Source organism: Acidovorax sp. GW101-3H11, from assembly GCF_001633105.1.
GTDB lineage: Bacteria > Pseudomonadota > Gammaproteobacteria > Burkholderiales > Burkholderiaceae_C > Acidovorax.
In genome coordinates this window covers 132,292-146,658 of record NZ_LUKZ01000031.1, presented here as the reverse complement: position 1 = coordinate 146,658, position 14,367 = coordinate 132,292, and the positions used below count along the sequence as shown (strand labels likewise).

12 protein-coding genes are annotated in these 14,367 nt (G+C 65.2%); 7 read left to right on the top strand and 5 right to left on the bottom strand.

The features are described from left to right. Positions 1-19: 19 nt before the first annotated feature. Positions 20-2,464, bottom strand: a complete 2,445-nt coding sequence (gene nirB, locus A1D30_RS22270; RefSeq protein WP_063462951.1) for a nitrite reductase large subunit NirB — start codon at positions 2,462-2,464, stop codon at positions 20-22. Positions 2,465-2,785: 321 nt separating this feature from the next. Between nirB and A1D30_RS22265 the strand changes: the two genes are divergently transcribed. Beyond that, positions 2,786-4,546 (top strand): bifunctional protein-serine/threonine kinase/phosphatase, encoded by a 1,761-nt coding sequence (locus A1D30_RS22265; RefSeq protein WP_063462907.1) that lies wholly within the window; start codon positions 2,786-2,788, stop codon positions 4,544-4,546. A gap of 354 nt (positions 4,547-4,900) precedes the next feature. Here the strand turns inward: A1D30_RS22265 and A1D30_RS22260 are convergent, their stop codons facing one another. Beyond that, positions 4,901-6,115, bottom strand: a complete 1,215-nt coding sequence (locus A1D30_RS22260; RefSeq protein ID WP_063462906.1) for an MFS transporter — start codon at positions 6,113-6,115, stop codon at positions 4,901-4,903. 556 nt (positions 6,116-6,671) lie between these two features. On the opposite strand from A1D30_RS22260, the gene A1D30_RS22255 reads away from it, so the two are divergent. Then, on the top strand, positions 6,672-8,330 hold the full coding sequence (locus A1D30_RS22255) for a PAS domain-containing methyl-accepting chemotaxis protein (RefSeq protein WP_063462905.1): 1,659 nt from the start codon (positions 6,672-6,674) through the stop codon (positions 8,328-8,330). 109 nt (positions 8,331-8,439) lie between these two features. Continuing rightward, a complete protein-coding gene (locus A1D30_RS22250) occupies positions 8,440-8,694 on the top strand; it encodes a hypothetical protein (protein WP_063462904.1) in 255 nt (84 codons plus the stop codon). 63 nt (positions 8,695-8,757) lie between these two features. Here A1D30_RS22250 and A1D30_RS22245 read toward each other — a convergent pair whose 3' ends face one another. Then, the gene (locus A1D30_RS22245; protein WP_063462903.1) at positions 8,758-9,783 is read right to left on the bottom strand and encodes a LacI family DNA-binding transcriptional regulator; all 1,026 of its coding nucleotides are present in this window, start codon (positions 9,781-9,783) and stop codon (positions 8,758-8,760) included. A 168-nt stretch (positions 9,784-9,951) separates the two neighbouring features. Here A1D30_RS22245 and A1D30_RS22240 point away from each other — a divergent pair, with 168 nt between their 5' ends. The 4 genes from A1D30_RS22240 to A1D30_RS22225 are packed head-to-tail and all read left to right on the top strand — an operon-like array spanning position 9,952 to position 13,349. Then, positions 9,952-10,473: a gluconokinase gene (locus A1D30_RS22240; protein ID WP_242422000.1), complete on the top strand. Its 522-nt coding sequence runs from the start codon at positions 9,952-9,954 to the stop codon at positions 10,471-10,473. Continuing rightward, positions 10,470-10,982: a TRAP transporter small permease subunit gene (locus tag A1D30_RS22235; RefSeq protein ID WP_063462901.1), complete on the top strand. Its 513-nt coding sequence runs from the start codon at positions 10,470-10,472 to the stop codon at positions 10,980-10,982. The genes A1D30_RS22240 and A1D30_RS22235 overlap by 4 nt, the downstream gene beginning before the upstream one ends. Next, the gene (locus tag A1D30_RS22230; protein ID WP_242421999.1) at positions 10,982-12,283 is read left to right on the top strand and encodes a TRAP transporter large permease subunit; all 1,302 of its coding nucleotides are present in this window, start codon (positions 10,982-10,984) and stop codon (positions 12,281-12,283) included. Before A1D30_RS22235 ends, A1D30_RS22230 begins: the two co-directional genes overlap by 1 nt. Before the next feature lie 46 nt (positions 12,284-12,329). Then, on the top strand, positions 12,330-13,349 hold the full coding sequence (locus tag A1D30_RS22225; protein WP_063462900.1) for a TRAP transporter substrate-binding protein: 1,020 nt from the start codon (positions 12,330-12,332) through the stop codon (positions 13,347-13,349). 143 nt (positions 13,350-13,492) lie between these two features. Here A1D30_RS22225 and A1D30_RS22220 read toward each other — a convergent pair whose 3' ends face one another. Beyond that, the gene (locus tag A1D30_RS22220) at positions 13,493-13,786 is read right to left on the bottom strand and encodes a hypothetical protein (protein ID WP_063462899.1); all 294 of its coding nucleotides are present in this window, start codon (positions 13,784-13,786) and stop codon (positions 13,493-13,495) included. A 77-nt stretch (positions 13,787-13,863) separates the two neighbouring features. Next, the gene (locus A1D30_RS22215; protein ID WP_063459199.1) at positions 13,864-14,151 is read right to left on the bottom strand and encodes a hypothetical protein; all 288 of its coding nucleotides are present in this window, start codon (positions 14,149-14,151) and stop codon (positions 13,864-13,866) included. Positions 14,152-14,367: the final 216 nt, after the last annotated feature.

Here is a 14,367-nt window from a genome sequence, read left to right as displayed (position 1 = left end):
GTGGGCTCCTTCTTTCCGATCAGGCGCCCAGGGGCGCAAACTGGCGCGTGTCCACGGCCGCCTTGTCAAACTCGAACCAGGGGTCGGGCTCGCCATCCAGCGCAAACTGCAGCTGCTCCCACAGCGCCTTGCGGCCTGCGTGGTCGTCCAGGATGCGCTTCTTCACGTAATCGAGGCCCACGCGGTCCACGTAGTGCACGGTGCGCTCCAGGTACCAGCCTTCCTGGCGGTACAGCTCGCAGAACGCGCCGGTGTACTCCAGCACCTCTTCGGCGGTTTTCAGCTTGGTGAAAAAGTGTGCGACTTCGGTCTTGATGCCGCCGTTGCCCGCCACGTACATCTCCCAGCCGCTGTCCACGCCGATGATGCCCACGTCCTTGATGCCCGCCTCGGCGCAGTTGCGCGGGCAGCCGCTCACGGCAAACTTCACCTTGTGCGGCGCGTACATGCGCCACATGGCACGTTCCAGGTCCTTGCCCATCTGCGTGCTGTCTTGCGTGCCCATGCGGCACCACTCGCTGCCCACGCAGGTCTTCACCGTGCGCAGCGCCTTGGCGTAGGCATGGCCGCTGGGCATGCCGATGTCCTTCCAGACGTTCTGCAGGTCTTCCTTCTTCACGCCCAGCAAATCAATGCGCTGGCCGCCCGTGACCTTGACGGTGGGGATCTTGTACTTGTCCACCACGTCGGCAATGCGGCGCAGCTCATCGGCCGTGGTCTCACCGCCCCACATGCGCGGGATCACGCTGTAGGTGCCGTCTTTCTGGATGTTGGCGTGGCTGCGTTCGTTGATGAAGCGGCTTTGCGGGTCGTCCTTGGCCTCCTTGGGCCAGGTGCTGATGAGGTAGTAGTTGACGGCCGGGCGGCAGGTGGCGCAGCCGTTGGGCGTCTTCCATTCCATGAACTTGAACACCTCGGCAACGCTGACCAGCTTGCTGTGGCGGATCGCGTCGCGCACGGCCTGGTGGCCGTGGTCGGTGCAGCCGCACATGGGCTTGGTCTTGGGCGTGGCGCTGTAGTCGCCGCCTGCCGTGAACATGATGATCTGCTCCACCAGCCCGGTGCACGAGCCACAGCTGGCGCTGGCCTTGGTGTGCTTGCGCACTTCGTCGAGCGTGAACAGGCCCTTGTCCTTGATGGCCTTGCAGATCGCGCCCTTGGTCACGCCGTTGCAGCCGCACACCTCGTCGCTGTCTTCCATGGCAGCAGCCTTGCTCTGGCCCTGGTGGCCGGTGTCGCCCAGGTGCGACTCGCCGAACATGAGCTTGTCGCGCAGGTCCGTCACGCTGCGGCCGTCGCGCAGCAGCTTGAAGTACCAGCTGCCGTCCACCGTGTCGCCATACAGGCAAGCGCCCACCAGCTTGTCGTCCTTCAGCACGAGCTTTTTGTACACGCCACCAAAGGGGTCGCTCATCACGATTTCTTCGGTGCCCTCGCCACCCTGGAAGTCACCCGCGCTGAACAGGTCGATGCCCGTGACCTTGAGCTTGGTGGAGGTCAGCGAGCCCTGGTAGCGGCCGATGCCGAACTCGGCCAAATGGTTGGCCAGCACCTTGCCTTGCTCGAACAGCGGGGCCACCAGGCCATAGGCAATGCCCCGGTGCGCGGCGCATTCGCCCACGGCGTAGATGCGCGCGTCGGTGGTGGTTTGCAGCGTGTCGCTCACCACAATGCCGCGGTTCACGTGCAGGCGCATCTTTTCGGCCAGCGCGGTGTTGGGGCGGATGCCCACGGCCATCACCACCAGGTCGGCGGGCACCTGGGTGCCGTCCTTGAACTTGACGCTGGCCACGCGGCCGTCGGTGTTGCCCACCAGTTCCTGCGTCTGCGCGCCCATCAGGAACTGCATGCCGCGCTCCTGCAGCGACTTCTCCAGCATCTTGCCGGCCACATCGTCCAGCTGGCGTTCCATGAGCCAGTCGCCCACATGCACCACGGTGACCTGCATGCCGCGCTTCATGAGGCCGTTGGCGGCCTCCAGGCCCAGCAGGCCGCCGCCGATGACGACGGCGTGCTTGTAGGTGGCGGCCGCGTCGATCATGGCCTGGGTGTCGGCAATGTCGCGGTAGGCCAGCACGCCCTGCAAGTCCTTGCCGGGGATGGGCAGGATGAAGGGGTTGGAGCCCGTGGCCAGGATCAGGCGGTCGTATTCGGCGGTGACCACCGTGCCGTCCTTGCTGGTGGCGCTGACCACGCGGCGCACGCGGTCCACGTCGGTCACGGTGAAGCCGGTGTGCAGCGTGATGTGGTTGTCGGCATACCACGACCAGTCGTTGAGGATGATCTCGTCGATGGTCTGCTCGCCCGCCAGCACGGGGGACAGCAGAATGCGGTTGTAGTTGGGGTGGGGCTCGGCACCGAACACCGTGATGTCATACAGATCGGGGGCGATCTTGAGCAGCTCTTCCAGCGTGCGCACACCGGCCATGCCGTTTCCCACCATCACCAGTTTGAGCTTTTTCATCATGACTCCATCGGTTCCATCGCCGGGGCGATGCGCAAAACAAAAAAGGCGTCCACACGATGCTGCTCCGAGGTCTCGAAACCGCATGTGGGGACGCCTTCGTCCTGACAACTCCTCTGTGCGCCTTTGCACTGCTGAATTGCGTGGGCCTGCCCGGCCCTTGCCCTTGTTAAGCAATGGCCGTGCCAGATTCCTTGCACTGATCTGGGGTGCGCCCGGGGTGCGAGCCCGGGTGGGGGGACGCCGAGGGCGTTGGGGCGTGTGGGCGGCCAGGCCCCGGCATGCACCACCTTGGGCACAAAACCTGCATGGAGCTGGTGCATGAGCTTTGAACTGGATGTGGGCCAGGCCTCGCTGGCCGGCCGCAATGAGGTGAACGAGGACTTTGCCGCCCTGGCGGTGGGGCAGGGGCGCGACCGCGAGCGCGGCGCCATTGCCGCCATTGCCGATGGCGTGAGCACGGGCGGCAAGGGCCGCGAGGCCGCCCAGACCACGGTGAGCACCCTGGTGGGCGACTACTTCGCCACCCCCGAGACCTGGGACACCACCGTGGCGCTGGACCGCATCCTGAACGCCCACAACGGCTGGCTGGCCTCCATGAACCGGCGCCGCCAGCCCGCCGTGGGCCTGACCACACTCACCGCGCTGGTGCTGCGCGGCCAGTCGTACACGCTGGCCCATGTGGGCGACACCCGCGCCTACCTGCTGCGCGGCGGGCGCCTGCAACTGCTCACGGCCGACCATGTGATGGCGCAGCGCGACTTTGCGCACCAGCTCACCCGCGCCATGGGGCTCGATGACCATGTGGTGGTGGACTACAGCCAGGGCGAGCTGCACAGCGGCGATCTGTTCGTGCTGCTGTCCGACGGTGTGCATGGCAGTCTGCCCGAGCGCGAACTGCGGCAGCTGCTGCGCCAGGAGGGCGTGGCGGCGCAGGCGCTCAGCGACGAGCTGGTGCAGGCCGCGCTGCGCCGGGGCAGCAGCGACAACGTGACCGCGCTGGTGGTGCGGGTGCAGGGCGCGCTGGAGGCCACGCTGCAGGACGAGTCCCGCCGCGCGCAGGACCTGCCCGTGCTGCCCCTGCTCAAGGTGGGCGACAAGGTCGATGGCCTGGTGGTCACGGCGCTGGTGGCCGACAGCGGCATCCACCGCATCTACCAGGTGCGCGACCCGGCCACGCAGCGCCTCTACGCGCTCAAAACCCTGCTGCCCACGCGCGCCCACGATGCCGAGGAGCGCGCCACGCTTGCACACGAGGCCTGGGTGGCGCGGCGCATGCAGTCGGGCCACGCCGCCGCCCACCTGGCATGGCTCCACACCTGGCCCGCCGATGACGGGCGAGGCGGACCGGGCGCCAGCGCGTTCTACCTGCTGTACGACTGGCACGCGGGCGAAACCCTGGGCCAGCGCCTGCGCAGCCGCCAGCACCTGCCCGTGCCACAGGCCGTGTCGGTGGTGGTGCAGGCCGCGCGCGTGCTGGGCTGGCTGCACCGCCAGGGCGTGGTGCACCGCGACATCAAGCCCGACAACCTGCACCTGGGCGACGACGGCGTGCTGCGTGTGCTCGATTTGGGCGTGGCCCTGTCCGGCCGCGAGCCCGAGGCCACGCGCCAGCTGCACGCGGGCACGCCCAGCTACATGAACCCCGAGCAGTGGCCCGGCTACGAAAAAAGCGGCGACACCGAAGGCCAGCTGCCCGACGCGCGCAGCGACCTGTTTGCGCTGGGCGTTACGCTCTACCAGCTACTGAGCCAGGGCCGCCTGCCTTATGGCGAGGTGGTGCAGTACCAGCTGGGCCGCTACCACCGCGACCCGCTGCCCCCCAGCCGCCACAACCCCGGCGTGCCCATCTGGCTGGACCAGATTGCCCTGAAGGCCGTGGCCCGCAGCCGCGCGCAGCGCTTCGAGACCGCCGAGGAACTGCTGCTGGCGCTGGAGCGCGGCGCATCCCGCCCCCTGTCAGCCCCCGGCCCGCAGCCGCTTATGCAGCGCGATGCCACGGCCCTGTGGAAGATCGCGCTGGCGGTGAGCGTGCTGGTGAATCTGCTGCTGATCTACTGGCTGTTGTTTTTGCCGAGGTAGTGGGGAGTCTTGGTTTGCTCCCGAAAATGTAGCTACTACCGCTTTTGCGGTGGGCGGTAGAGCCGATTTTGGCTTGAATATTCAGCGGCACATCGCCTGGTTTTGATGTACGCCCCGGTGGGTAGCAGGCTCTGCCACAGGGCGCTGCCTGTGGGCTCCCTCTCCCCTTGTGGGAGAGGGCGGGGGGAGAGGGGGTTCTTCCCTTGGGGCGCTGCTGCCTCCTCTCCCCAACCCTCTCCCACGAGGGGAGAGGGGGTTTCAGTGGGCCACACTTGCGCCGTTCACGCGCTGCGCGCGCGTCCAGCCTTCTAGTGAAAGCGCGGGCAATGCTGCGCATTGGCTGGCTACGCCAGCTCAGGCACTGCGTGCCCGACCACCTTTCTCCGCCCATGTGCGCGTCCAGCGGGTCTGCATCACGCGCAGCAGCACCAGCATGGCCAGCGCGCACGCCGCAATGCCGACAAAGCCCCACAGGTAGGTGCCGGTGTACTGGCGCGAGATGCCCATGCCGCTGGGGATCAGGCCGCCGCCCAGGGCGCCGATCTCGCCAATCATCGAGCCTGCCACGGCCGTGGTCAGAGGCCAGCGCAGGGGCACCAGCTGGAAGAGGGCGCCATTGCCCGCGCCCAGCGCCGCAAAACACACCAGGAACAGCAGCATGGTGATGGGCAGCGAGTTCTCGGCCAGGCCGCACAGCACCATGCTCACGGCCGTGATGGCCAGCACGGCCGTGAGTGTGTTCACGCCGCCCCAGTGGTCCGACAGCCAGCCACCAAAGATGCGCAGGGCCGCGCCCAGGAAGGCCGCCAGCATGGTGAGCTGGCCTGCCTGCACCTTGCTCACATGGAACTGGTCGTAAAAATAGCTGGGCAAGAAGGTGGTGAGGCCGATGAAGCCGCCAAAGGTCACGGCATAGATCAGGCTGAAGGCCCAGCCATCTTTTTCAAACAGGCAAGCGATGTGTTCGCGGAAGCTCGAATGGGCCGCCAGGTCGGAGGGCTCCTGTGCAAACACGGCCATCACGATCGCGGGCACCGCCACGCTCACGGCGGCAAAGCCGTACACGGCCTGCCAGCCAAACTTCTGGGCCAGCGCCGGGGCCAGCAGGGCCGCCACGGCGGTGCCCACGTTGCCAGCGCCCACGATGCCCATGGCCAGGCCCTTGTAGCGCGGCGGAAACGAGCCCGAACCCAGCGACAGCGCCACGCCAAAGCTGGCCCCGGCCACACCCAGAAGGATGCCCATGGCCAGCAGGTCGCCGTAGTCGTGCACAAACAGGTAGCCATAGCCCATGGCCAAAAAGATACCCGCCATCTCGACCAGTGTGGCGTTCTTGCGCCCGATGTACTGCGCCAGGATGCCCAGCGGAAAGCGCATGAGCGCACCGGCAAAGATGGGGATGGACAGCATCATGCCCATCTGCGTGGGCGTGAGCTGGAAGCTGTCGCGGATGAACGGGGCCATGGCACCGTTGATCACCCAGACAGCACACGAGAAACCGAAGTAGAGGAAGGACGACCACAGCGTGGGGGCGTGGCCGGAGCGCAGAAACTGCCTGAATGAGAGCATGAGATGTCGCACAAGTGAGAGGTAGCGTTGTTCGTGGCCTTCGTCGGCCACAAAACAAAAAAGGCGTTCTCACCGGCTGCATGGGTGTACCAAAGCAGCAGGTGTGAACGCCTTTGTCCTTGCCGCCCTTCGTGCGCCGTTGCACAGGGCGTGCGCAGCCCCTTCAAGGGCCACTGCGTGGGGCGCTTGCAATGCCTGTGCCAGTTCTATCTGCACCAAAGTTGTGCCTGCGGCGAACCGTTCCGGCGAGGCTACGCACTTCGTGCATGCGTACGGCGGCATGCGTGGGCGCTTTCGTTGCCGTGTGGCGCCCCACGTTGGGGCGCTGGGGCGTCAGTCCCTGTTGGGTGCACCTGCGTTTGTCATTTTGAATATTGCAAAAATCATATTTATGACTTATCATTAATGTAAATTATCATTTTTTTCAAAATTTGGTGTCACAGTGCCCGTGAAACTGCGCAATTAACGTTTGCTTTTGTCACAGTTGCATCTATAAGATGGTTCTCACGCGGGACCAGTGACGGTGCAGAAGCAAATCTTTTCTAGGAGTTTTCCGATGAGAATGAATCTTCCGGTCAGTCAGCATGAGTATGCTTTTCCCAAGGGCCAAACCTTGGTCTCCACCACAGACCTCAAAGGTCGCATCCTGTACTGCAACCCGATGTTCATCGAGGTCAGCGGCTACGAAAAAGAAGAGCTCCTGGGCCAGCCCCACAACATGATCCGGCACCCGGACATGCCCGAGGAGGCCTTCCGCGACATGTGGGAGACCATCGCCAAGGGCATCCCCTGGTCGGCCCCGGTCAAGAACCGGCGCAAGGACGGCTCCTTTTACTGGGTCATGGCCAACGTCACGCCGCTGATGCAGGGCGACCAGCCCACGGGCTACATGTCGGTGCGCACCGAAGCCACGCGCGAGCAGATCCACGGGGCAGACGCGCTGTACAAGCAGATGCAGTCCGAGAAGCAGGCGGGCACGCTGGTGCACCGGCTGTCGGCAGGCCAGCTGGTCAAAGAAACCCTGTGGGGCCGCGTGGGCCGGGCGCTGGCGCTGGGCCCTATGGGCAAGATGATGGTGTGCACGTTGCTGTTGGTGGTGGCCTCGTGGTGCGCGGCCTTGCTGGGTGGGCATGCGCTGTCGCTGGCCTCGGGGGCGGCGTGGCTGGGCGTGGTGCTGCTTGCGCTGGGCATGGCGGTCTACCTGCACCAGGTCACGGTGGCACCCCTGTCTCAGATGCTGATGTGGGCCAACCGCATGGCGGCGGGCGACCTCACGCAGAAGATATCGGCATCGCGCAGCGACACCGTGGGCCAGCTGCAAAAGGCACTGGCGCAGCTCAATGTGAACCTGCTGTCCATCGTGCGCGATGCGCGGCAGGAGAGCGAGCACATGCAGGTCTCGACCCGCGAGATTGCCCAAGGCAACCACGACCTGTCGTCCCGCACCGAGGCGCAGGCCAGCAACCTGCAGCAGACCGCAGCGTCGATGGAAGAGATCACCGGCACCGTCAAGCAGACCGCCGAATCCGCCCGCCAGGCCACGGTGCTGGCCACGCAGGCCACCCAGGTCACCGAGCGCAGCAGCAGCGCCGTAGACGGTGTGGCCGACACCATGAAGCAGATTCAGGCCGCATCCGGTCGCATCAGCGAGATCACGCAGCTCATCGACTCCATCGCGTTCCAGACCAACATCCTTGCGCTGAACGCTGCCGTGGAAGCAGCGCGTGCGGGCGAGCAGGGGCGGGGGTTTGCCGTGGTGGCCTCGGAGGTGCGCAGCCTGTCGCACCGCACGCAGTCCGCCGCCAAGGAAATCCGCCAGCTCATCGACGACTCGGCCAACAAGGTGAGCGAAGGCCACGAGAAGACCGATGCCGCGCAAAAGACCATGACCGAGTCGCTGGACCTGGTGCGCCGCGTGAACACGCTGATCGGCGAGATCCACAGTGCATCGAACGAGCAGCTCAGCGGCATCTCGCAGGTCAACTCGGCCGTGGCGCAACTCGACACCATCACGCAGCAGAACGCGGCGCTGGTCGAGGAAAACGCAGCTTCTGCCATGCAGCTCAACGGCCAGGCCCAGACCATGACCGAAACCGTGCAGGTCTTCCGCATCGACGCCTCGGCGCCGGCGCAGGTGCGCGATGCGGTGGCGCTGCGCAAGGAAATGAAGGGCCAGGGTGGATCGTCGTCCAGCAGGGCGCTGGCGGCGGTGTGACGTTGCTGCGCTCAGAGCGGAGCCGGTAGACAGCCATCCCGAGGGCTGCACCGCAGAGCCGCGAGAATGTGCTGACTCCATCCAACTTCATCAAAGGACGTCTGCTGCCATGAACAATGCCTTGCGGTACGCGGGCGCAGCCTTAGCGCTGGGCTTGTTGTTGGCCGGTTTGATGGCCTTGCTGCACAACCTCACTGGCGAACGCTCGGAGTCTTTCGCCGTTCCCTGTTTGCTGATGGCCCTTGGTCTGGGCAGTGGCGTGTTGGTGTGGCATTTTCCCGGCTTTGGCGACAGCGGCGATTGCGACGCGGAAGATTTCGCCAATAGTGGCGAGATGCGGGACGGCGACTCGGAAGCTGCTTGAGGAGCCGTTGCCGACACCGATGTGCCGGGCTGGGCAAACAACTGGGTGGTGAGCCGTGCGCCCTCAGGTGCTGCTTCTGATGGTCAGCTCAAACCCCAGATCCACCGAGTTGTGCGCAGGCACTTCGCCGCGCATCAGCGCCAGCAGCATGCGCGCGCTGGCCTCGCCCACGGCGGAGCGCGGCGTGCGCACGGTGGTCAGCGGCGGCAGCATCTGGTCGCTGCCCGCCAGGTCGTTGAAGCCCGCAATCGCCACCTGGCCGGGCACCGACAGGCCCAGCCGCTGCGCAGCCAGCAGGCCGCCCTGGGCCAGGTCGTCGTTGCAGAAGAACACGGCGTCCACGCCGGGGCGGGTGCGCAACAACTCCTCCAGCAGTTCACCGCCCAGGCGCATCGATGAGGGCTGTGGGCTCAGCAGTTCCAGCTTGGGGTCGTACCGGCCTGCTTCGCGCAGGCAGCGGCGGTAGCCCTCGGCGCGCTGCATGGTGCGCGGGTCGAGCTGGGCGGCCACAAAGGCCACGTTTTTGTAGCCGCGCTCCAGCAGGTGGGCCGTCATGCTGTGGCCCGCGTCCTGCTGCGAGAACCCCACGCAGAACACGCCGGGGGCCGGGGTCATTTCCATCAGGTGCACGCAAGGCACGCCGCTGGCCGCAATCAGCTGGCGCGCGGCTTCGGTGCGGTCAAAGCCGGTGACCAGGAGGCCCGCCGGGCGGTGGGCGAGGTAGGTGCGCAGCAGCTGTTCTTCTTCCTGCGGGTCGTAGTGCGTCACGCCGATCAGGGCCTGGTAGCCCTCGGGGAACAGGGTGCGGTGCACGGATTCGAGCACGTCCACGAACAGGGCGTTGGACAGCAGGGGTACGAGCACCGGCACCTGCACGCTGCGCTGCGAGGCCAGTGCGCGTGCGGCGGGGTCGGGCACATAGCCCAGTTGCTGGGCCGCGTCCTTGACCCGCTGCACCAGCTCTTGCGCCACGCCGCGCTCGCCACGCAGCGCGCGGGACGCCGTGATGGGGCTGACGCCCGCCGCCTTGGCCACGTCGCTCAGCGTGATGCGCCCGCTGGAGCGGCGCCGGGTCTCGGATTTGTTCAAGGGTTAACCCTCATGGGGATGGCTGTTGATCTGGTTAGGATAGCGCTGTCCAAACGCCTGGGCAAGACAGCCAGCGTCTTTTTTGGCGCATTGGCTCCATCAGTACCCGCATTTTGGAGGCATCTGCAGAGATGCATTTTTTTGGATTCATTGGATAGCGCTACCAATATGAGTTTTACGCCGTCATCGGTTTATCTGGTCGTCATGGGAGTGGCCGGTTGTGGCAAGTCCAGCCTGGGGGCTGCGCTGGCCCAGGCAGAAGGCCTGCCCCTGATCGAAGGGGATGACCACCACAGCCCCGCCAGCCGCGAAAAAATGCGCCAGGGCATTGCGCTGACCGACGCCGATCGCGAAGGCTGGCTGGCCACGCTGGGGCAACTGCTGCAGGCGCAGCCGCAGGGTGTGGTGCTGACCTGCTCAGCGCTCAAGAAGGTGTACCGCGACCGGCTGCGCAGCGCCTGCCCGGGCCTGCGCTTTGTTTTTTTGGAGATCGACCGCACCCATGCAGGCCAGCGCGTGACGGCCCGTGCAGGCACGCATTTTTTCTCCAGCGCGCTGGTGGACAGCCAATTCGCCACGCTGGAGTCCCCCGTGGGCGAGGCGGGTGTGCTGCGCCTGGATGCATTGCTGGACCTGGCCACCCTGCAGCAACAGGCATCCGGCTGGCTGGCTACGAAGGAGACCGCATGAGTTCCCCTGCACAAGATGCCGTGCCGCAGAGCCGCTTTGCCCGGGTCTCCCAGGTGCTCATGGCCAGTTGCCTGGGCGTGATGGCCGTGGCCGTGTTCATCAACGTAGTGCTGCGCTACGGCTTTGGCAGCGGCGTGGCGGCCAGTGAAGAGCTGTCGCGCCTGCTGTTTGTCTGGATGGTGTTCATCGGCGCCGCAGCGGCCTACCCCGCGGGTGAGCACATGGCCTTCACCAGCCTGGCGGGCCTGTTGGCCAAACGCCCTGTGGCATTTGCCGCGCTCACCGCGGTCATCCGGCTGCTGGTGATGGCCGCCTGCGCCATGCTGGCCTGGGGCGCCTGGCAGCAGGTGGTGGTGGGCATGGGCAGCCGCTCGGTGGTCATGGCCTACCCGGCGGCGCTGTTGCCACTGCCGGCCTTTTTGTGCGCGGTGGCCATTGGTGTGATGGCGACCATCGAATTGATTCAACGCAAGCCCTTGGACCTGGGCCACGGCGCGGAGGTGGAGTGATGTTGGGACTGACGCCGGAAGCCATGGCCTTTGTGGTCTTTTCGCTGGGCATGCTGGTGCTGATGGGCACAGGCATGAACATGGGCCTGGCCCTGGTGCTCACGGGCGCGGGCATGGCCTGGGTGCTCGATTTCTGGGATGCGCAGCTGCTGGCCCAGAACCTGGTGGCCGGGGTGGACAGCTTCCCGCTGCTGGCCGTGCCCTTCTTCATCCTGGCCGGTGAGCTGATGAACTCGGGCGGCATCAGCCGCCGCATCATCGACATGGCGCAGGCCTGGGTGGGGCATATCCGGGGCGGGCTGGGCTATGTGGCCATTGGCGCGGCCGTGCTGATGGCGAGCATGAGCGGCTCGGCCCTGGCCGATACGGCAGCCCTTGCCACCATCCTGCTGCCCATGATGCGCCAGCAGGGCTACCCCATGAACACGTCGGCGGGGCTGATCGCCTCGGGCGGCATCATCGCGCCCATCATCCCGCCGTCCATGCCGTTCGTGATCTATGGCGTGACGACCAATACCTCGATCTCGGCGCTGTTCGTCTCGGGCATCGTGCCGGGGCTGATGATGGGTGTGGGCCTGATCTTTGCCTGGCGCTGGGTGCTGCGCGACCTGGACCTACCCCAGGGCGAGCCCTTGCCCGTCAAGGACCGCCTGCGCGCCACGGCCCGCGCCTTCTGGGCCATGCTGATGCCGCTCATCATCATCGGCGGCATGAAGACCGGCGTGTTCACGCCCACCGAGGCCGCCGTGGTGGCCGCGTTCTATGCGCTGGTGGTGGCACTGTTCATCCACCGCGAGATGAAGCTGGCCGACATCTACGGCGTGCTGGTGCGCGCGGCCAAGACGACTTCCATCGTGATGTTCTTGTGTGCCGGTGCCCAGGTGGCCAGCTACATGATCACGCTGGCGGACCTGCCCAATGTGCTCACCAGCTGGCTGGGCCCGCTGGTGGAGAACCCGCGCCTCTTGATGGCCGTGATGATGATCGTGCTGGTGCTGATCGGCACGGCGCTGGACCTCACGCCCACCATCCTGATCTTTGCGCCCGTGATGCTGCCCATCGCCGTCAAGGCGGGGATCGACCCGGTGTACTTTGGCCTGATGTTCGTGCTCAACGGCGCCATCGGCCTCATCACGCCGCCCGTGGGCACCGTGCTCAATGTGGTGGCCGGGGTGGGGCGCATCTCGATGCACAGCGTCATCAAAGGCGTCAACCCGTTCCTGTTCACCTATGTGCTGATCCTGGCGCTGCTGGTCGTGTTTCCCCAGATCGTGACCGCACCGGTCGTCTGGCTGCGATAGCCGTTTGCTTGTTCCTCTTTCCTTTCCCTTGCCAATGGAGACAACCATGAAAACTTTCCGCCGTACCCTGCTCGCCGCCCTGTCGGTGGCTGCCATCACCTGCTCGTTCCAGGCCGCCGCGCAAGACTTCAAGCCGCGCATCATCCGTTTTGGCTACGGCCTCAACGAGGTGTCCAACCAGGGCCGCGCCACCAAGCTGTTTGCCGAAGAGGTCGAAAAAGCCTCGGGCGGCAAGATGAAGGTGCGCGCCATCGGCGCCGCCGCGCTGGGCTCGGACGTGCAGATGCAGCAGGCGCTGATCGGCGGCGCGCAGGAAATGATGGTCGGCTCCACCGCCACGCTGGTCGGCATCACCAAGGAAATGGCGATCTGGGACACGCCCTTCCTGTTCAACAACGCCAAGGAAGCCGACGTGGTGCTGGACGGCCCCGTGGGCCAGAAGGTGATGGACAAGCTGCAGGAGAAGGGCCTGGTGGGCCTGGTGTACTGGGAGAACGGCTTCCGCAACCTCACCAACAGCAAGCGCCCGGTCAACAAGCTCGAAGACATGGACGGCATCAAGCTGCGCGTGATGCAGAACAACGTGTTCCTCGACAGCTTCAAGACCCTGGGCGCCAACGCCGTGCCGCTGCCGTTTTCCGAACTGTTCACCGCGCTGGAAACCAAGACGGTGGATGGCCAGGAGAACCCCTACAACACCATCCTGTCGAGCAAGTTCTATGAGGTGCAGAAGTACCTTACCGTCACCAACCACGTTTACAGCCCCTGGATCGTGCTGGTGAGTAAGAAGTACTGGGATGGCCTGTCGAAGGCCGAGCAGAAGGTGCTGCTGGACGCCGCCAAGAAGAGCCGCGACTTTGAGCGCCAGGACACCCGTGCCGAGGCCGACAAGGCGCTGGCGGATTTGAAGGGCAAGGGCATGCAGGTGAACGAGCTGCCCGCCGCCGAGGCCAACCGCATGCGCGAAAAGCTCAGCGCCGTGAACGCGAGCATTGCCGCCAACGTGGGTGAAAGCCTGTGGAAGGACGTGCAGGGCGCCGTGGCGCAGGCACGCGCGGCGAAGTAAGCCTATGTGAGGCCGGTGGGCGCTGGCTTTGGCAGCGCCTGTGCTGAGGTCAAGACAAAAGGCCGGAGCCCCTTGCGGGGCCCCGGCCTTTTTTGCATTTGCAACTGCCTGCCCACACCGCTTGGCGGTGGAGGCGGGACCAATTACAGGGAGCCGATTTCGCCGGACGAGATCTTGCCGGTGCGCAGTGCGTCTGCGGCCTGGGCGTTCACGGCGCTGCGGTCCGCCGTGGAGGTGTAGACCAGTGCGCGCGAACCGACGGGGATGGCACCGCTGGTCTGGGGCACGGCCGAAGCTTCGGCTTGCACTTCGGCGCGGGTGCGGTTGGTGTCGAACTTGGTGGCGAATTGCGAAGCGTCGGCTTCGTCAGCCTGGGCACCAAAAGAAGCGAAAGCAGCGACAGCGGCGATGGACAGGAAACGTGCGGTGTTGTTCATGGTGAAACTCCGGTGAAATTCAGAAATTGGGGTTCAAGTAATCAGGAGGTGTGGGTGTTGAATCCAGCGGATTCAGCTTAACCACGCTCGCCGTAAGCGATCTGGCCGGTGCGCACAGCGTCAGCAGCCTGGGCGCGCACAGCAGCGCGGTCGGCGGTGGACTTGTAGGTCACCACACGCGAACCAGCGGGCTCGATCGAGCGGGTCTGGGCGACGGTGGCGGCTTCAGCGGCCACTTCGGCGCGGGTGCGGTTGGTTTCGAACTTGGTGGCGAACTGCGAAGCATCGGCTTCGTCAGCGTGGGCACCAAAAGAGGCAAAAGCAGCGACAGCGGCGATGGAGAGGAAACGTGCGGTGTTGTTCATGATGGATAAGTCCTTTAAAAAAAGCGTCTCAAAAAAACCAGGAGGAAAACAAAACAAAAACTGCTTCAACCCTGGGTTCGGTGAGTCGCCTTGCGGGTTCGGNTGTTGTTCATGATGGATAAGTCCTTTAAAAAAAGCGTCTCAAAAAAACCAGGAGGAAAACAAAACAAAAACTGCTTCAACCCTGGGTTCGGTGAGTCGCCTTGCGGGTTCGGC